Consider the following 20284-nt stretch of genomic DNA (forward strand, 5'->3'; position numbering starts at 1 on the left):
ATTATGGCAAATTTAGCACAGATATATGACTGGTTTATGACCGGTAAAAAACCTACACAGGCTCAATTTTGGGCTTCGTGGGGTAGTTTTTGGAACAAGGAAGAGCCAATACCGCAAAGTAGTATTTCAGGTCTTACAAGTGTTTTGAATGCTAAAACTGAAAACGACCAGTTTAATGCGCATAAAACGGATGCTGTTGCTCACGCCACATTGTTCAGTGCCAAAGAAGATAAAACTAAAAAAGGCGTAGCCAATGGTTACGCCCCGCTAAATGAATTTGCAAAAATAGCCAGCGATTATTTAGTAATTGTAAATGATTTAGTTACTGGTGGCGTTACTTCATTGGCTAGTGCCGAAACGGTCAAAACATTAAAAACTCAGATCAACGCAATTAATGTATTGCTAACTTCTGACAATCTTAATTTAGACACTGTTCAGGAGTTAGTCGATGCTATTGAAAACGTGCAAACTTCCTTAAGTACGATTTTGGTTAATGACTTGACTACTGGCGGAACCACGAAAGCCTTGACGGCAGAAATGGGTAAAACTTTGAAGGGTTTGATTGATGGTTTGACAACAAACAAAGTAGATAAAGTAGCAGGCGAACGCCTTATAAATGAAGGTGAAATCACCAAGCTTGCAGGATTGGCAAACATTACCACAACTGTTAAACCAATTCTTTCAACTGCATTGGCAACGCAAAATGTAGCGGGATTTGTTACGTATATCAATGCCTTAAACCCGGTTCTTGTAGTTGGAGCAAGTGAGATTGTAAAATACAACCTTACTGATACTGGACGAGTTTTTGAATTGAATTTAAGAAACAGAAGTTTTGGAATTGGACAACCGGCTATTGTTGCAGCAGATGTTTTGGAGGTTACGGAGTTCTTGAATAAAGATATAAAATTGAGTAATTATCCAAACACAAGAAATGATGGGCAACTTCCAACGAATAAAGTTTTAAGCACCGATGCAAACGGAAACTTGAAAATGTACACGATTGCAACAGCGCCAGCGCCTTATTTAGAAGTTTTAATACCTGACAGCACATTGCCAAGCACAACCACAAATTTCACTTTAAAAGGGGCTTTTTTTACTCCTACTATGACTGTGGCAATTGTAGGGCAAACAATTAATTATATCACGTTTGTAAGTGATAATTTAGTTAAGGTTAATGTCACAACGGGAGCAGCTGAAGGACTTTATGCTGTCACTCTTAATAACGGGTTATCGGCAACTTTTGCTAATGCTTTAATGATTGTCTTAGGGACTGTTTACACTCCTACAACTGAAGATTGGGTAAATGTTACTGGTTTTATTGACTTAACAGAAAACAGTAGCGCCAAAGTTTTTAGTTATGGTATTTCAGGTTCTGCTACATTAAAACAACCATTATTCACAATTGATGTGTTAAATTTTAGAATAACTTTCTCTTTCTTACAATCGCCTTTTGGTTCAGAAACACCTGAGGAATGGCTTTCGTTTTTATCACTACATAGATCGTCAGATAATGTAAAAGTTTACGACTTTCAAATATTGAATGCTCCGTGGTATGGAAATACTAATACATCTTATTTTCGGTACTATCAAAATGATAATCAAGCAGGTGTTTATATAGAAGATAATATAATGCAAAATGCTGCAGTTCCAATAAATGTTTTATGGACTTTTCAAAGATTAAACGGAGTTATCACATTACGTAGAGGCTCAACGTTAGTTACAACTTTTTCTTACAACGAAGCTACCAATATGTATGCTATTTTTAAAGTTAAAAGGCAAGATATAATGAACATAAAATACATTGAATTAGCATCTTAAAACCACCATTATGAGCGCACAAATAGTATTAGATCATTACCTCGAAAAATACCAGACTCTTGGTAACACCATGAGTGATATAAACTTCGACAATCTTTCTTTTTTTACTGCAAAAGAGAAAGTAATTGACATGAAAGGACAATGGGTTTCTAAGTCTTATTATGCTGCAAAAGACAAGGAAGCCATCAGGATAACGTATGAGAAATTATACGGTACGCACACGCATAATGGTGTTGAGTGGCCAAACATATTTCTAGGAGTTGGAAAATCCATTCATTACTTGGACTGGGCTGGTGAAATCGCTTATACCAAAAACAAGCAACCAGAGTATTTTGATTTACAGCCTGTGTTTGTAGGTGATGGCACGGAGACGGTTGTTGGTTTTTCAAGTCAAAAACAAAGGCAAATATTAAAAGAAGAACGTCGTAGTGCGGATGATTATTTGCAGGCTAAAAACCCAAATTTATATGCGTTGCTTTATGCCAGATATACCGACACCTATGAATATTATCTAAAAACGGGTAAGAAAGCCGACCTGGTTACTGCTATAAATGCCGAAACTGATCCTGATATTAATGCGGTTTTTAACAATCTTGTTTTCGGTACTGAAATTACGGTACGGGATTTAATCCTAATGAATTTACAGTAATGGGTACCGCTTTAGCAATAGTGTCGGTATTTTTATCGATGCTACTATTTCCTTTAGGACTGCTGATAACGTTTTTCATTAATCTTTATAAAAGGCGTTGGAGTTTTTCGTTTAAGCGATTAGACCAGCAATTTTTGAGCATTGCCACAAGTATAGACGCATCCGGTAACGTGGTCTGTAAAGATTTGTTTAACCTGATTTTAATCAAGAAAGGAGGTTATGAATTCGGGAATAGGAAAGAAACTATCTCAAGCGTACTAGGTAAAAATCAACGTGATAACACGCTCACGGGGATAGGTAAAGGAGTCGCTTTTGTCCTTGACAAAATAGATCCTAATCATTGTATGAAAAGCATTGATAGTTTAGTGTAGTTCTCAGGAGGATGGGAAGTAAAAAATAGTCCTCCAACATTAAAAAAAACTCTCACATCTTAATTAATTTAGCACCAAAGCCAGCGTTGGAGGACATAAGTCTTCTAATGCTGGCTTTGCTATTTTAATTTATGATGTGAGAGGTACAAATATAATCAATCATCAATCAAAAATCGAATTAAAAATGAACAAGTATCATGGAATGCTTAATAAAATCCTTGAGAAAGGTAAGAATCAAAAGAATAAAAAAGGCTCAATCACTTATCTTTTGAATCAATCTCTAGAATTAAAGCCAATTGACCTGCTGGAACTGTTTGAGGGTCACGCTATGGCACGAAAGAAGCTTAAAGATGAATTAGGGTTGTTTATGGCCGGTGAACGCTCTACGGAGGCTTATAGGGGAGTTGGTGTTACTTGGTGGGATTATTGCGGTCCTATTCTAGTAAATAGTTATCCAACGTATTTTGAGCAATTGCCAAAGTTATTAGAGAAGATCAACAAAGAAAAGCGCACGTCAAAGAATTATGTATTGTTTCTAGGTTCTAACAATACTGAGAGCAATCAACAGCCGTGTTTAAGTTTGATACAGTTTCAGATAGAGAATGGAAAACTATTGGTTACAGCTTACCAGCGTAGCTCAGACGCTAACCTTGGGCTTCCTGCTGACATCTACCATTTGTATTTGATTAGTAACCAGATTGCGCTGCCCTTGAAGAGTATTACCTTGTTTCTAGGCAATGTTCACGTGTATGAGAACAACCTCGACAACACAAAGGCGCTGCTTGATGGGAATGATGCTAAGTTTAATTTAAACGTTGTTTAAAGGGTAGTTAAAAGGCTTTACAATGTGTGGAGCCTTTTTGTTATATTTGTCAAAAAAATGGAAGTTTTGATTTACAAAAATGGAAATTTTGATTTTTCGATTATAGGACAAACTTAAAGTTTTTGAAAAAAAAATAAAAGGTTTTGAGTTCTCAGAATATAGTGCAGGTCCTAAATTTAGGAATGGCGACACCCTTGTTGCAAAAATAACACCCTGTCTTGAAAATGGTAAAACTGCTCAAGTTGATGTTTTAGCAGAAAATGAAGTTGCCTTTGGCTCGTCTGAATTTATTGTTTTAAGAGAAAATGAAAATACAATCAATGATTTTATTTTCTATTTAGCAAAAAGTCCTGCTTTCAGAAAAAGAGCAATTGGTTGTATGGAAGGTACCTCTGGAAGAAAAAGAGTAAATGAAGGAGCATTAAAGTTGCAAGTTCTTCCAATACCTGATAAATTAACCCAACAAAAAATAGCCAAAGTCCTTTCTGATTTAGATTCTAAAATAGAACTCAATAACCGCATCAATACCGAGCTGGAAGCAATGGCAAAAACGCTGTACGACTATTGGTTTGTGCAGTTTGATTTTCCTTATTCCCCTCCTTCGGAGGGGTGTCCGCAGGACGGGGTGGGCATTGGAAAACCGTATAAAACTTCTGGTGGTAAAATGGTTTGGAATGATGAGTTGAAAAGAGAAATTCCGGAGGGTTGGGATTGTATTTTACTTGGTGAAATGGGTAATTTTAAAAATGGGGTCAACTATGATCCATCAAAACCTGGAAACGTTGCTTGTCCAATTATAAACGTGAGAAATATAAGTGCAAGTAGTTACTTTTTGAAAAATTCAGATTTAGATATAATTTATTTACGTGAATCAGATGTTAGGAAATATGCTGTTCATGAAGGAAGTATTATTATCGCAAGAAGTGGTATACCCGGAGCTACAAGATTAATTTCTGATTTTGTAGAAAACACATTATATTGTGGGTTTGCCATCCATTATGAACTAAATGATTTATCACTCAAAATTCCTGTTTTTTTCTATCTAAAATCAATTGAGGAAATAATAAAAAATGGTTCAGGTGGCACTATATTAAAAAATGTTAATCAAGCAAGATTGAATAATTTGCAAGTTATATTGCCCGAAAATGAAACAATAATTTCCCAATTCAACGAGCTGATAGTTCCAATTTTTAACAAAATAAATTTAATTGAAAGAGAAAACCAAGAACTCGCTTCACTTCGCGATTGGTTGTTACCTATGTTAATGAATGGTCAGGTGAGTGTGGGTGATGGTGAAGAGGAATTGGGAATGGTTGCGGAGGAAAGCCCACGTTATGGGAAATAAAAATCAATAGTTTGATACTAAAATTAAAAAAAGATGTCAAAACACGATGAAATAAAGCAAATGCCTTTGTACCAAAAGGCAGAGCAAATCCTAAAAATCACCATGGGATTAGTAGAAATTGTACCCAAAGAAAACGAGTTTTTGCAAGAAACGACCGTACGGTTTATGATGGAAAATGCGTTCCTGATTCCGGCCAAAATTGCTGGAGCTGCAGGGGTTGGGTTGTATGATATAAAAATGGAAAACGCCGCGATTATTCGTAAAGCTGCCAGAGAATTGTATGTGCAGGCAGGAAGTTTACGATTTGAAGAAGATATTACTGATAAAGATTACATCGAATTATTAAGAAATACCATTGACGAATTCAGGTTATTGTTTATTGATTGGGTGGCGAGTTTTGATGTTTGGGATTATATCAAAGACAGTTGGGGATTATTTAATCCGCCGGGTGTCAATGCCCATGATAAAGATCCAGATGATGATATCCCATTTGATCCAAATGATTTTTTTGATGATATTTAGACGACATTACGGAAAACCGTAAAGGAGATAGTATTATAAACTGTAGGTTTGAACTTTCATGTTTAGGAATAAATAAATTATCCTGTTTAATTATTTGGATAAAATATAATTACTGACAGCAAACAAAATATACTTAATGAAACACTTTTACAAAATTCTATTTTTATTTATCTTCCTTTTTACTGCAATATCTAGTGTTAACTCTCAGACAATTAACTTAATTAGATTTAATAATACAGCTAATTATACTGCTGGTTCAGGAGTTTCTGTAATCGTTAATCCAACAGGAATATTTCAATTGGATAATCAATTTATTTTAGAATTATCTAACGTTGGAGGGATTTTTCCGACTTCACCAACGATATTAACAACTTTAAATGAGTTTTATGCTCCTGTGATGAATGGTACACTTCCTGCTGGACTTCCTGCTGGAACTTATAAATTAAGGGTTAGAGCGACAACAGGTTTGGGGACAACACCAGAAACATATCCCACAGAAGAAACTTTATCATTTAATATTGTTCCAGGTAGTAGTGATATTCCTTCTGCTACTTCTGATTTAACAAATAATAGTTCTTTTTTTAATTGTACTTTAACCTGTTTAAAAACAACAAACATATTTGGTTCGTTGACACAAAGTTCAGGAGCTACTAGTAATATTTTGCCGAAAAAGAAGATTACAGTTTGCAATTATTTAAATACGGATAATTACAAAATAACCTTAATAGACGTAATTAATGGTACACAAACTCTCATTGCCTATAACATTGGAAATGGAGAAATAACGATCCCTGACAATTTAGCAATTGGAACGTATGTTTTTGAAATTGAAAAGAACAGTAAATCTGTGTATAGTTTGGTGTTTTTGTTTCACGGAAATGGTACAAGTTTAGGTAACTCTACAAGTGAAGTGGTTTGTGTAGGTGTAGATGTTTCATTTACTGTTGATGTAACAAATCAAGGAATTGGAAGAAATTACAGTGGTTCAAAATATAGGGTTGATTTTGGCGACAGTTCACCTGTATTGGAACTAACGCAGGCAGAATTAATGGCAAATCCAACCATAACTCATACATTTACGTCGGTATCATGTGCTAAGACTGATGGTAATTTTATTATAAAAGAAACTCTTTTAAATAAAGGCGTTTACAATGGTGGCGCTAATGCAAATTACTGTACTGAATTTTATAAAAATGGAAATGGTGTTGAGAAAAAAGTAAATGTAAGTTTAGCCCCAAAAGCAGAATTTCTTTTATCAACAAAGCAATGCATCAATCTAGACATTATTGCAACTAATAAAACAATGTTGGGGTCGTATGGGAGCAGTGGAACTTGTCTTGATAAAGCCACCTTTACATGGTATTACAAAAAACCCGGGGATGTGAGTTTTACGGAGGTTAAAATCTCTAGTTGGATTGATTCTTCGAATAATCTGAAAATTCCCAAAGCATTAATTACTATTCCAGGTTGTTGGGAAATAAAATTAACAGCAATAAATGACGATTTATGTCAGACTGTTTCTGAAGTTACTAAAACCATAAAAATAGAGATCTCACCAACAGCTACTTTCACGAATACACCAGAAACACCGATTTGTCCAAATACACAAATCCAATTTACAAATACTTCAAATGTAATTAATCTTAGTTGTCAAGAGCCAATCTATTTATGGACTGTTTCACCTTCTACTGGTTATCAATTTGTCAGTCCGTCTAATTCTGCTTCAAAAGACCCTGAAATAGTATTTACAGATCCTGGTATTTATACTGTGAAATTATCTGTTACAAATTCTTGTGGAACTGTTGTGTCGACACCAAAAATTATTGAAGTTTTAGGAAGCCCTACAGTAAGTTTTAGTCCTAACACAATATCAATATGCAATCAGGCACCACCCAATTATACAATCGATTTTAGTCAAGTCGGGACGAAGCCAAATTATAGTGTCGCTCCTTATGCTCCAACAAGTTTCTTATGGTCTATTTCCGGTAGTGGTGTCACTGCATCGGATTACAGTTTTATCGGCGGGACAACGGCTAATAGTCAGTTCCCTAAAATAAACGTTACGGCATTTAAAACGTATAATATCACTGTAGTCGTTAATGGAAATTGCGCAGGCTCAGGTCAAGCTACTTTTACTTTTACATTAAATAAATTCTCCAGTTTAATTGTTACAGATCCCTTAGCAGTTTGTTCTCCTGGGACTGTAGACATTACAGTACCAGCCATAACATTAGGTTCTGACAACGGATTAATTTATAGTTATTGGACAAACGCATCAGCAACAACAGCGATATCAGCACCATCTGCGATTACAGTTTCAGGTACATACTATATCAAAGCAACGAATACGAACGGTTGTTCTATAATTAAACCAGTAACAGTAGTTGTAAATGCTTTACCAGTTATAGGAGGGACATTGTCTACATGTATTGGTGCTAGCTCACAATTATCAGGTACAGCAACAGCATCCACAACTTCACCTTGGTCATCTTCAAATCCGGCTGTCGCTTCAATTAGCGATACTGGACTAGTTACTGCATTCACAAGCGGAACTACAATAATTACGTATACAAATTCTAATGGTTGCCAGAAAACAGAAACATTTACTGTGAGTATTAATCCAAGTATTATAACCCCACAAAACCAAACCATCTGTTCCTCTACCGCTTTTTCAATAGTTCCTTCAGACGGTGTGGGAAATATTGTCCCGGTTGGAACCACCTATTCATGGTCGGCTCCTGTGGTAACTGGAGGAATTACGGGAGGTGCAGCCTTAGTAAATCAAACAACTATAAAGGGTACATTAATTAATCCAACAAATGATGTTCAAACGGCTACATATACTATAACTCCTAAATCTGGAACTTGTACAGGGCCAACATTTACAGTAATAATTACTGTTAATCCCTCTCCAAAAGTCCAATTTTCGGGAGTAAATCAAACGCTGTGCTCTGGAAGTGACAGTTCACTAATAAGTTTATCAAGTCCTACTACCGGAAATGTTACCTTCAATTGGACGGCTACTATTCCTGCGGGAATTTCTGGCGCAACACCTTCGGGAACAGATACAATAGCAATTCAAACGCTGGTAAATTCAACCACAAATCCACTAACTGTAATTTATACTGCGACCGCTACTTTTAAAAATAATGCGGTTTCTTGTTCGGGGGTGCCTTTAGTTTATAAAATAACGGTAAGTCCTGCCATTATAACATCCAGTATTCCTTCTAATTTTAATGGATTTAATGTGAGTACTATTGGTGCAAGTGATGGAGCAATTAATGTTACCGTTACGGGAGGTTCGGGCGCTTATACTTATTTATGGTCAGGACCAAGCGGTTTTTCGGCTTCAAGTCAAGATATTTCACTTGTTCCAGCGGGCGCATACTCATTAACCATAAACGATGGACTTTGTAATCCTGTCATATTAAATTTTACCTTAACGGCACCATTAGCTTTGCTTATCCAGGAAGATACAGCAGCACAAATAAATGTTTTGTGTTTTGGTTATTTGACTGGAGCTATTAAAGTAGATGTTACACAACAATCTGTTGGACCTTATGATTATTTATTGACTTTGCAAGGAAGTGGAACAATTAATAGTATTGTTGATTCAGCAGCTACTACTTATACTTTTACGGGTTTGGGGGTAGGCATTTATGATATTAAAATTACCGATGCAAATGGAAGTGTGAAGACAATTTCTGGAATAGTAATTACACAGCCTAACGGTATAACAGCTTCCATATCATATCCTACGAATATCAGTTGTGCTGGCAGTGCAACGGGTTCGGCAACGGTAACCGCAAGTGGTGGTGTAGGAACTTTAACCTATTCTTGGAATACGAATCCAATTCAAACTACGGCAACAGCGTCAGGTTTGAAAGCAGGAACTTATACCGTTACGATAACCGATGAAAATACTTGTTCGATACAAAAACAGGTTATGATTACGGAACCAAACGGTATTATTACATCCATTACATCTCAAACCAATGTGTTCTGTTTTGGAGATAACACGGGTTCAGCAACGGTTTCTGCCACCGGAGGTACAGGAACTTTAACCTATTCATGGGACACTATTCCAATTCAGACAACGGCAACAACAACGGGATTAGTAGTAGGTACTTATAATGTAACCATAACAGATGCCAATGGTTGTTCAAAAGTGCAAACAGTACTTATTACTCAGCCTTCTGCCGGATTGACCGCTATGATTTCGAATTCAACTAACGTGAGCTGTTTTGGAGGAAATAACGGAAATGCTACTGTCTTAGTTACTGGAGGGACTTCCCCTTATTCTTACTCTTGGAATACCAGCCCAATTCAAACCTCGGCAACAGCTATCGGGTTAAAAGCCGGAACTTATAATGTAACTGTTACTGATGCGAAAGGGTGCATTATTTTAAGCTCCGTAACAATAACAGAACCAGCAGGAATGTCTGCAACTATAACCGCTCAAACGGATGTTTTATGTTCAGGAAATAGCACCGGTTCAGCAACTGTGACTGCTACTGGAGGCACAGCGCCTTTCAGTTATTCTTGGAACACAACACCAGTTCAAACTTCAGCTGTAGCAATAAATCTGACAATCGGCACGTATACAGCCACAATTACAGATGCTAAAGGTTGTACTACAGCAGCACAAGCCACGATCACAGAACCAAACGGAATTATAATTTCAATAGCCTCACAAACCAATGTAAATTGTTTCGAAAATAATACAGGTGCAGTTACCGTTTTAGCAAGTGGTGGAACGGGAATATTGACATACTCTTGGGATACAATTCCAGTACAGACTTCGTTAAATGCAACAGGATTAATTGCAGGAACTTATCATTTGACCGTTACAGATGCTAAGAATTGCTCGAAGGTTCAAACAGTAAATATTACGCAACCCGACGATATTGGTATAACTACTGATTTAGAAAAAGACATTACTTGTTTTAATGCTGCCAATGGTGAAATTAAAATCACAATCACTGGCGGTACATTAAATTACAATTATGCTTGGACGAAAGATGGAATTTCTTATGCAACCACCGATGATATATCCAATTTAAGTCCCGGAATATATAAAGTAACCGTATCGGACGCTAATAATTGCAACCCAAAAACTGCGACATTTACCATAACAGAACCACCTGTATTAGCGGTTAGCCTAATCAGTAAAACTAATATATTGTGCTCTGGAGAATCTACAGGAGCGATACAGATTGCAGTAGTTGGAGGAACACCTACACTTTCGGGCTATAGCTTTGCTTGGACTGGACCTAACGGATTTACAAGTTCCAATAAAAATCTCACTGCTACTTCAGCTGGAACTTATAATGTACAGGTTACTGATAATTCAGGTTGTTCTAAAGTATTAAGTGTTACACTTACCCAACCAACTGCCATTGTTTTGTCAGCCACAACCACACCAATAATCTGTTATGGTTCTAATGATGCTTCTATACGTCTTGTTATAAATGGAGGTCTTGCACCCTATCGAATCGTGTGGAGTAATCTTGGCAGCGGCACGTTTCAGGATAATCTTACGGCTGGTGATTATCTAATCACCATTACAGATTCAAATAATTGTGTAAAAACACTGAATGTAAATATCCCCGAATCCCCCATTTTTACGATCAATCCTGTAGTTAAAAACATTTCTTGTTTTGGTGCCCAAGATGGTAGTATAAATCTAAATATTATTGGAGGGATTGCTCCTGTAAAATTGGTTTGGGATGATAGTTCAGTAGCTGGAAATGTTAGAAACAATTTGAAACCAGGCTCTTACGTCGTAACTATCGTGGATGGTAAGCCTTGCGCAATCAAAAAAACTTTTATAATATTAGAACCTCAACCTTTAATTTTATCCGCTAATACTACCAATGCCTTTGATTGTGACAATGCCAATAGTGGTACAATAAATCTTCTGGTTGCTGGAGGGACACCACCTTTTACGTATTCTTGGTCAAATGGATCTACAACTGAGGATTTAGTGAATATTCCAGGAGGAAATTATCTGGTTACAGTAACTGATAGCAGAGGCTGTTCAAAACAGGCGCAATATAGCATCAATCGACCGCCACCTATCGTTATTGGAGTGGCAACCAAAACAGAATTTGATTGTGAAACCAAATACGTTAAACAAAACTTTGTAGCCCAAGTTTCGGGTGGGGTTCCGCCTTACCAATTGTCTTGGTCCAATGGAACGGTCAGCGGTTCAAATAATGAAATAATGAATACCAGTCAAAACGGAACGGCAATATTATATGTAACTGATGCCTTGGGCTGTAAAGCAAATTACTCCTTCAATGTTAAATTGCAGTCTCTTGGAACACCATCATTTAATGTAACATCATATTCTTATTTAACGTATGGTAGTTATTCTATAATGGATCCAATACAGTTTACCAATACCGCTACTGGTGATTACATCAGTATGATTTGGGACTTTAGCGACGGTAGCTTTTCAACAGATCTAAATCCAGTACATACCTTCATAAATCCAAAAGAATATACGGTAACACAAACAGTTACTTATCCGTTTGGATGCATCTATGTACAAAAAATTAGTTTTATCGTTGAAAAGGGGTATGTGTTGGTTGTTCCCACTGCTTTTACACCCAACAACGATATTGTCAATGATACATTCAGACCTGTGGCGAAGACCTTAAAAAATGTTCGCCTGGATATTTATGACACCTGGGGTTCACTTATTTATTCAGAAACCGGAGACACATTGAAAGGGTGGGATGGTAAAATAAAAGGCCAGAATGCGGAGAATGGTAATTATTATTGTAAAGTTAGCGCAGAAACTTTTTATGGAACTATTGTCACTGAAAATCACCCTTTTGTAGTAATAAAATAATCAACAACAGAGAATGAAATTAAAATTTGCTTTGTATATCCTGTTAACTTCCATATTTATTACAGAAGTTAACGCACAAGATCCTGTTTTTACACACTATTATTTTGTCCCTGAAACGCAGAACGGCGCGTTTACAGGAACCGTAAACACGTTAAACACCGGAATTTTACACCGAACACAGTGGCCCGATGGAGTTAGAAGAGTGGATACTGATTATGCCTTTATCAATGGTTCCATTGGGAATTTATCAGAAGATTCCCGTCCGAATGATTCAAATCTTCAAAATATTGGAATCGGTATCACCGTACTAAATCAGTATGAGGCTTTTACAAACTATAATTACACTCAAATTAACGGTGTGTTTTCGCTAAATCTTGACTTAGATAATTTTTATTCCGGATTAAGAATGATTTTAGGAGTAGAAGGGGGTTATGGAACTAAAAATTTTAATTTCAAAAGCCTTTTGTTTGAAGATCAAATTAATAGTAACGATGGTAGTATTGGTGATGGTAGTTCAGATCCAAGTCTTATAGGTCTACAAAATAAAATAGATTTCTTAGATATTTCATCTGGTCTTTTACTTTATACCGATGATTTTTGGCTCGGAGCTTCAGTGAAGCATCTCAATACTCCCAATATTGCCTTCGACTCTCAAGGTAAGCTCCCTTTAGATATGAACATTACTCTTCAGAGTGGATATGCATTTAATCTGGACAGTAATCCCGCTTTATCATTTTTACCGAATGATTCCAAATTAGTACTTACATCAAATTTCATGAAACAAGGACAATATAATCGATTGGATTTTGGTAGTATTGTTCATTTTAATCCATTTATTCTGGGAGTCATTGCTGCAACAAATCCTATGATTAAAAGTAGTGAAAGCCATATACTTACTTCAGTAAATCTAATTGGTTCTATTAAAATATATAACTTCACTTTTGGATATTCCTACGATGTAAGTACATCAAAAATAAAAAATACCCAAGGAGTTCATGAGTTTTCGCTTACTTGGCAGATAGGTAGGGAATGTCATAGTTGTAATAATTATTTAGCAAGAAGACCCTGGGGTAGGAATTATGATGATTAACATTTTAAAAGAAAAAACAATCAAACGAATTAATCATACTACAATCTTCTGCAACAATTAAAATTCTGAAAATTTGGTTGAAAGAGACGCGGTACACATGAAAACTACATTGCATGTTTGCCGTGTCTGTATCATACTTAAAGAATTATCAGCTCAATTCATAAAATTCGTCACTTCGGTGCTCACTGGAGTAATCAGAGGGCGATGTTTTTTGAATTATTTCCAATAAAAAACCCTAACATATTGATGTTAGGGTTTTTGCTTTGGTAGCGAGACCGAGATTTGAACTCGGGACCTCAGGGTTATGAATCCTGCGCTCTAACCGACTGAGCTATCTCGCCATAATTAGGGAAAAACCTTCCCTGAATGCGGGTGCAAATATAAAAATAAAAATATTGGATGCAACTATATTTTTAATAAAAAAATATATTTTTAAAAACACTTTTTTTATGTAGTTATATTCTATATATTTCCGAAAAATTAAATGTAGGTCATGGATCAAAAAGTACGTTACGAAATCGAGTTTCCCATAAATTCTTCTCCACAATTATTGTATCAGTATATCTCTACTCCATCAGGTTTGTCTGAATGGTTTGCAGATAATGTAAACTCTCGTGGTGAATTTTTTACTTTTATTTGGAAGGATTCCGAAGAAAAAGCAAGGCTTGCCTCTAAGAAAGCAGGTGAGAAAGTAAAATTCAAGTGGGTCGACGAGAATAGTAAAGACACGGAGTACTTTTTTGAATTGCATATTTTAGTAGATGAACTCACTAAAGACGTTTCTTTAATGGTAGTAGATTTTGCTGAAAAAGACGAGGTAGACGAGGCCACATTACTGTGGGAAAATCAAATATCGGATCTTAAACATCTAATAGGATCTGTATAGTAAAATCATATTTTATGACTTATATTTGCCTTGAATAAAATTTAGGGCTTCTTTATGATTAATTTTAATGGAACTATTGTGTCTCAGGACACCAATGTATTGTTTCAAAACCGTGCTTTTCTATATGGTGACGGTGTTTTTGAAACAGTTAAAATAGTAAATAATACAATTCTTTTTCTAGAAGATCATTATTTCAGGTTAATGTCTTCTATGCGGGTGGTACGTATGGAAATCCCAATGAATTTCACCATGGAATACCTGGAGGAACAAATTCTCTCTTTAGTAAAAAAAACGGGTCTCTCTCTTTCCTCCCGAGCCAGAATTACAGTATATAGAAACGATGGCGGGTATTATTTGCCGCAAAATAATACGGTTTCTTTTTTGATTCATTCAATAGCGCTTGAGAACACTTTGTATTCAATTGAAAAGAAAGAATATGAAGTAGATTTATACAAAGACTTCTATATCACAAAACAATTGCTATCGTCGATCAAAACGACTAATAAAATTATCAATATAACAGGAAGTATTTTCGCTAATGAAAATGGCTTGGACAATTGCTTAGTACTTAATGATAGCAAGAATGTAGTAGAAGCATTGCAGGGGAATATCTTTATGCTAATGGGTGATAAATTGATTACGCCGCCGGTTTCTGAGGGGTGTTTAAACGGCGTTATGAGAAAACAGATTTTAAGTCTGGCTAAAAAAATAGAAACTTTAGAGGTTGTCGAGGAAGTGATCTCTCCGTTTGACCTGCAAAAAGCGGATGAATTATTTATAACGAACGTAATAAAAGGCATTCAACCCATAACGCGATACCGCAAAAAAATATTTACGACTCACGTATCGACTCAATTATTAGAAAAACTCAACGAAATAGTCCGAAATACTTAATTTAGGTATGGATTTTCCGGAGCATTAGACCAGATGAGGTATTCGCCGCCTAATTCCATAATCTGTTCTTTCCAGAAATGAGTGGCTGATGTTCCAATTATTTTGTTTTCATAGCTGTTCGCCGTTATAATCCACGAGCGACTTTCCATTTCGCTTTCTAGTTGGTTTTCATGCCAGCCGGTATAACCTAAAAAGAATCGGATATTGTCTTTGCTTATTTCTCCTTTATTGATGAGCTCTTTAGTTGCTTCAAAGTCACCACCCCAATATATTCCGTTAGATATTTCAATGCTATTTGGAATTAATTCAGGGATATTATGAATGAAATACAAGTTGTCTTGTTCTACCGGACCACCATTATAAATCTTAAATCGTGCCGCTATCTCCGGAATTAAATCGTGGATAGTGTACTTTAAAGGTTTATTAATTATGAACCCTACGGATCCTTCTTCATTATAATCAGCTAATAAAATTACCGATCTATTGAATGATAAATCCCCAATTATCTTAGGCTCTGCTATAAGCAAATATCCTTTTTTTATCTTATCTGTTATCATCGGATTAGATTTTTCATTAAATTTAGGTTTTTTATTTTAAGGGCGCCATATAAAATCGGTGAAACGTATAAAAAAACCTTCCAGATGGAAGGTTTTATTATATTTAGGAAGGATAAAAATTAGTTTACTGCACCTTCTAATTCTGCTCCAGCTTTAAATTTCACTACATTCTTAGCAGCGATTTGAATAGTTTTTCCTGTTTGAGGATTTCTACCGTCTCTTGCGGCTCTGGCAGATACTGACCATGATCCGAAACCTACTAAAGATACTCTTCCACCTTTTTTCAAAGTTCCGCCTACGTTACCTAAAAATGACTCTAAAGCTAATTTTGCTGCAGCTTTTGTAATTCCTGCATCAGCAGCGATAGCATCGATTAATTCTGATTTGTTCATAATAATTAGTTATTAATTGTTGGTTAAAAAAAATTGTTAATACACAAATTTAGTAGGAAATACGTTCCTTGCAAGCGTTTTGTGTTAATTTAGAGTATTTTGTTGATAACTTATTTTTTTTGTTGATAAAGTAAAGATTGTTTCTTGTTAAAGTGTATGAAGTACCCTTTTTGTTGGTGTTAATAGACTTTTGCGTCAACAGAAAATACAATCCCGTTCAGAAATTCAGAAGTATTCATTTTCTTTTTGCCTGGAAACTGTAGAGTAAGTATTTGGATAAATCCTTTTTTTACCGCTACCTTCATTTCTTTTTTGGTACAAATTAAACTCCCGACAGCATAATTATGTTCCTCAGTGATTATTTTGGCTTCGTATAGCTTTACATTCCACTCTTCATTATTGTCGCCAAAGTAACTCCAAGCCGCTGGGTACGGACTCAAACCTCGGATCAGATTGTTTATTTCCTGCGCTGATTTTGTCCAGTCTATTTTGCAATTCTCTTTGTTGAGTTTGTAGGCTGTTTTGATATCGTTGGTGTCTTTTTGAATCACTGTCGATACACTTCCTTTTTCGATCAGTGCCAAAGTGTCAATAACGGTCTCGCTTCCTAATTCCATTAATCGGTCATGCAAATGTCCCGCATTTTCGGTTTCATCAATTGGAATTTCCGAACTTAAAATCATTGCGCCTGTATCAATTTTATCATCGATAAAAAAAGTGGTGACACCAGTTTTAGTTTCTCCATTAATGATTGCCCAGTTTATGGGTGCCGCGCCGCGATAATTCGGCAGGAGCGAAGCATGAAGATTAAAAGTGCCTAAAGAGGGCATTTCCCAAACTGCTTTTGGCAGCATTCTAAACGCAACTACAGTTTGCAAATTAGCATTCAACGCTTTTAATTCAGCTAAAAAAGTTTCGTCTTTTAAGTTTAAAGGCTGCAATAAAGTTAGATTATTGGCTAGTGCGTATTCCTTTACTGCTGAGTATTTTAATTTTTGTCCGCGACCTGCAGGTTTGTCTGCAGCAGTAATGACACCTACGACTTCGTAGTTGTTTTTAAGTATCGTGTCTAATATTCCCACGGCAAATTCAGGCGTACCCATAAAAACTATTCGTAATTTTTCCATTATGATCGTAAAGTATATTTATTATTTGGTTTAACCAAAATTGTGTTGTTTTCTAGTAAATCCTGAAGTACAAAGATAACTTCGTCTGGACTATTTTTAGTTTTATTTTGAATGTCTCTTGAGTTTAAATCTTCTGCTTGTAATAACGCAATTATTTCTTTGGAAAGCACCGATACCTCTTTTTTCTTTATTTTTTTAGTAATGCAAAAGGAGCAAACACCGCAATCAACGGTTGTTTTTTCGCCAAAATAATTTAGAATCAACTTATTTTTGCATACTTTTTTCTCACTTATATACTGAATTACGGATTGAAGCTGTTCTTTTTTTAACTGATTTTGATTTTCTAAATGCTTCGAAACTCGATTGATGGTTCTGTCATCTTCCCGAACTTCATTGAAAATTAATGTGGCGTCATTATTTTTCGAATGGTACTCTATAATTTTCTTTTCTTTTAATTTATGTAAAACAGCCTGAATTTCAGTTTCCTTATGGTTTGATTTTTTAGCAATCAGTTGCAGGTTGAATGCCGTTTGCATTTCGTAAATTCCCGGATACGTGCGCAAAATGGCTAAAATAATTTCCTCGTCATTTGGATTTAAACTCATATACCGAATCACTTCTTTGGAGGGAATAAGAAACTGCATGGTGATTTTTTCTGAAAATTCTTGAGACAGGCTAATAATTCCTTGTCGGTCCAGGAATTGCATTGCATGGTACGTTTTTAAGGTTGGGAATTCATATTTTAAACAAAAATGATGTAAATTGAAGGTAAACTGTTCATTGATTCCTTCTCCGTAAGCGATTTGAAAATAGTTGCAAAGCTTGACATACATGAGATTCAAAAACTTTTTATCAGGAAGAATAGTGATAAATTGGCTTTGAGCCTGAATGATGTCAGAGGGACTGGTTAATAAAACCGCAAAAGCTCTTTCTCCGTTTCTACCCGCACGTCCGGCTTCCTGATAATAATTTTCCATATTTTCCGGAAGCTGAATGTGAATGACCGTTTTTACATTGGCTTTGTCAATTCCCATTCCAAAAGCATTGGTTGCCACAATAACCTGTACATCCTCATTCATCCAGGATTCCATGTTTTTATCTTTTTCTTTGGACGAAAGTCCGCCGTGATAATACGTAGCTTTAAATCCTAATGAATTCAATTGAGAGGAAATATCCAGACACGATTTCCTGTTTCGTACATATATTATGGAAGGTTGTGGATTTTTCTTCAGGATTTGTTCGATTCGGAACAGTTTATCCTCGACCTCAAAAATCATATAAGCAATATTTTCTCTGGCAAATGATTTTTCAAAAATCTGTGGTTTATGTAGTCCCAGTTCTGCGATGATATCTTTTTTGACTCTTGGCGTTGCAGTAGCGGTTAAGGCTAAAAATGGGACTGTTGGAAAATGCTTTTTTAGTTCTGAAATTTTTAAATAAGCTGGTCGGAAATCATGTCCCCATTGGGAAACGCAATGCGCTTCATCGATTGTGATTAAATGGATGGGAAGATTTTTTATTCGTTCTAAAATCCAATCGGATTGAAGACGCTCTGGCGATAAATAAAGGAATTTGTAATTTCCGAATTGGCAATTGTCCAATAAATCAATCATTTCTTCGGATCGAATTCCGCCTGTCAGGGCTATGGCTTTGATGTTTCGCTGTTGCAAATTGGCGACTTGATCTTTCATGAGCGCTACCAATGGCGAGATAACCAGGCAAATGCCTTCTTTCATCATTGCCGGAATCTGGAAACAAATTGATTTTCCACCGCCGGTTGGCATCAATGCAAAAGTATCTTGACCGCTTAAAACGGAATCGATGATTTCCTTTTGCAGTGACCTGAATTTGTTGTGCTTCCAATATTTTTGAAGAATAGCTTCTGCTTCTTGCATAGAGTATAGATTTCATTTCATTGAAAAACAGTCCAAAGCATAGATCCTAAACCTGCAGACTATCTGGAAATTTCATCTAAGATAAAAAGAATTCGGTTATCCATCGTATCTTTTGGAACTTCTATGAGTTTGTACCCATAATTTTCATAGGTTTCAGTGAGATGATTGTAGATGAGTTTCGCTTGTTCGAAGTTTTCATAACGTTCGTGGTCGCTGATATAAATTTCTTCCCAAGGTGGGAGTATGAATATTTTTGAGTAGGTGTGTTCGCGGCAAGCCGTATCAAAAGTAGCAGGATAACTATCGCCTATGTAATGCATATAGGCCAAAACATCCGGAATTCCTCTGTCTATAAATACAATATCGTGGATTTCTTTAGAAGCATTTTGAAATTGTTTTTTTCTCCCTTCAAGAAGCAATTCGCTGAATAACAGTGGTTTTTCTAGGAATAATTGCTCGATTCCTTGTTTTTTTGCTTCCAATGTTACTTCCCGGGAAATTTCGGGATAACAACAATGTCCCTGAGCTATCAATCCATCGATGATAGTAGTTTTACCGGTTCCTGGACCGCCAATGATAACTATAATTTCTTTCTGCACTTTTAAAAAATAAGGGGCAAATTTACTTAAACTTATTGGGATTTGAAAAAATCATTGCGGTTAAAGTGCGATTAGACAAAAAATCATATTTCAAAATTCATAATTCACGTTTGAAACCGTATATTTGCCTTTATTTTTAAATAAAAAATGGATAAGAAGACGGAAGAATTTTACGATAGATTAAAAGTAGAGTTGGATATGAGCAATACATGGCCAGCAGAATATTTATTTAAATTTATTGTGCCAACAGAAAGTGATAATGTAGAACGCGTTGAGTTGGCTTTTGATTGTATGGGAGCGGTTATCAAAACCACAAAATCCAAAACAGGCAAATTTACCAGTATATCTGTTGATGTGACTGTGAAAGATGCACAAGAAATAGTAGATAAATACCTAGAAGTCTCTACAATAAAAGGCATTGTTTCTCTTTAGATATAAAAAAATTGGAATGGGTGTT

16 protein-coding genes and 1 tRNA gene are annotated in these 20284 nt (G+C 35.8%); 11 read left to right on the top strand and 6 right to left on the bottom strand.

Annotation, left to right across the window (positions count from 1 at the left end; all coding sequences use genetic code 11):
• The first annotated feature begins 3 nt into the window (after window positions 1–3).
• The 8 genes from EKM01_RS03920 (at window position 4) to EKM01_RS03955 (ending at window position 13477) form a co-directional block, all read left to right on the top strand.
• Window positions 4–1818 (top strand): hypothetical protein, encoded by a 1815-nt coding sequence (locus EKM01_RS03920; RefSeq protein ID WP_126766961.1) that lies wholly within the window; start codon window positions 4–6, stop codon window positions 1816–1818.
• Between the two features lie 10 nt (window positions 1819–1828).
• Window positions 1829–2467 carry a hypothetical protein gene (locus EKM01_RS03925; protein WP_126766963.1) on the top strand — a complete coding sequence of 213 codons (639 nt, stop codon included), beginning with the start codon at window positions 1829–1831 and terminating at the stop codon, window positions 2465–2467.
• Between the two features lie 38 nt (window positions 2468–2505).
• Entirely contained in the window at window positions 2506–2838 is a 333-nt protein-coding gene (locus tag EKM01_RS03930) for a hypothetical protein (RefSeq protein ID WP_126766965.1), read from the top strand.
• A 184-nt stretch (window positions 2839–3022) separates the two neighbouring features.
• The gene (locus EKM01_RS03935; protein WP_126766968.1) at window positions 3023–3661 is read left to right on the top strand and encodes a thymidylate synthase; all 639 of its coding nucleotides are present in this window, start codon (window positions 3023–3025) and stop codon (window positions 3659–3661) included.
• Between the two features lie 205 nt (window positions 3662–3866).
• Complete coding sequence (locus EKM01_RS03940) at window positions 3867–5006, top strand: restriction endonuclease subunit S (protein WP_233589292.1); 1140 nt, start codon at window positions 3867–3869, stop codon at window positions 5004–5006.
• Between the two features lie 33 nt (window positions 5007–5039).
• Window positions 5040–5528, top strand: coding sequence for a hypothetical protein (locus tag EKM01_RS03945; RefSeq protein WP_126766973.1), 489 nt, complete (start codon window positions 5040–5042; stop codon window positions 5526–5528).
• A gap of 136 nt (window positions 5529–5664) precedes the next feature.
• The gene (locus tag EKM01_RS03950; RefSeq protein ID WP_126766975.1) at window positions 5665–12387 is read left to right on the top strand and encodes a PKD-like domain-containing protein; all 6723 of its coding nucleotides are present in this window, start codon (window positions 5665–5667) and stop codon (window positions 12385–12387) included.
• 13 nt (window positions 12388–12400) lie between these two features.
• Window positions 12401–13477, top strand: coding sequence for a PorP/SprF family type IX secretion system membrane protein (locus EKM01_RS03955; RefSeq protein WP_126555887.1), 1077 nt, complete (start codon window positions 12401–12403; stop codon window positions 13475–13477).
• Window positions 13478–13741: 264 nt separating this feature from the next.
• Here EKM01_RS03955 and EKM01_RS03960 read toward each other — a convergent pair.
• Window positions 13742–13818 (bottom strand) — tRNA-Met (locus tag EKM01_RS03960).
• 152 nt (window positions 13819–13970) lie between these two features.
• Between EKM01_RS03960 and EKM01_RS03965 the strand changes: the two genes are divergently transcribed.
• Both EKM01_RS03965 and EKM01_RS03970 read left to right on the top strand, forming a co-directional pair.
• The gene (locus EKM01_RS03965) at window positions 13971–14363 is read left to right on the top strand and encodes an START-like domain-containing protein (RefSeq protein WP_126463160.1); all 393 of its coding nucleotides are present in this window, start codon (window positions 13971–13973) and stop codon (window positions 14361–14363) included.
• A gap of 54 nt (window positions 14364–14417) precedes the next feature.
• Window positions 14418–15257: an aminotransferase class IV gene (locus EKM01_RS03970; protein WP_126576655.1), complete on the top strand. Its 840-nt coding sequence runs from the start codon at window positions 14418–14420 to the stop codon at window positions 15255–15257.
• On the opposite strand, the gene EKM01_RS03975 is transcribed toward EKM01_RS03970, so the two are convergent.
• The 5 genes from EKM01_RS03975 to EKM01_RS03995 all read right to left on the bottom strand — a co-directional run bounded on the left by EKM01_RS03975 (window position 15254) and on the right by EKM01_RS03995 (window position 19827).
• A complete protein-coding gene (locus tag EKM01_RS03975; protein ID WP_126454436.1) occupies window positions 15254–15814 on the bottom strand; it encodes a YqgE/AlgH family protein in 561 nt (186 codons plus the stop codon). The genes EKM01_RS03970 and EKM01_RS03975 overlap by 4 nt on opposite strands.
• Before the next feature lie 119 nt (window positions 15815–15933).
• On the bottom strand, window positions 15934–16206 hold the full coding sequence (locus tag EKM01_RS03980; RefSeq protein WP_073017033.1) for an HU family DNA-binding protein: 273 nt from the start codon (window positions 16204–16206) through the stop codon (window positions 15934–15936).
• Between the two features lie 179 nt (window positions 16207–16385).
• The gene (gene fmt / locus EKM01_RS03985; protein ID WP_126766978.1) at window positions 16386–17333 is read right to left on the bottom strand and encodes a methionyl-tRNA formyltransferase; all 948 of its coding nucleotides are present in this window, start codon (window positions 17331–17333) and stop codon (window positions 16386–16388) included.
• The gene (locus EKM01_RS03990) at window positions 17333–19228 is read right to left on the bottom strand and encodes an ATP-dependent DNA helicase RecQ (RefSeq protein ID WP_126555880.1); all 1896 of its coding nucleotides are present in this window, start codon (window positions 19226–19228) and stop codon (window positions 17333–17335) included. The genes fmt and EKM01_RS03990 overlap by 1 nt, the downstream gene beginning before the upstream one ends.
• Window positions 19229–19287: 59 nt before the next feature.
• Complete coding sequence (locus EKM01_RS03995; RefSeq protein WP_126463169.1) at window positions 19288–19827, bottom strand: AAA family ATPase; 540 nt, start codon at window positions 19825–19827, stop codon at window positions 19288–19290.
• Window positions 19828–19974: 147 nt separating this feature from the next.
• Here EKM01_RS03995 and EKM01_RS04000 point away from each other — a divergent pair, with 147 nt between their 5' ends.
• Window positions 19975–20259 carry a DUF493 family protein gene (locus tag EKM01_RS04000; RefSeq protein WP_126463171.1) on the top strand — a complete coding sequence of 95 codons (285 nt, stop codon included), beginning with the start codon at window positions 19975–19977 and terminating at the stop codon, window positions 20257–20259.
• Window positions 20260–20284 lie beyond the last annotated feature (25 nt).

The sequence above is a fragment of the Flavobacterium sp. RSP46 genome, from assembly GCF_003984825.1.
Classification (GTDB): Bacteria; Bacteroidota; Bacteroidia; order Flavobacteriales; family Flavobacteriaceae; genus Flavobacterium.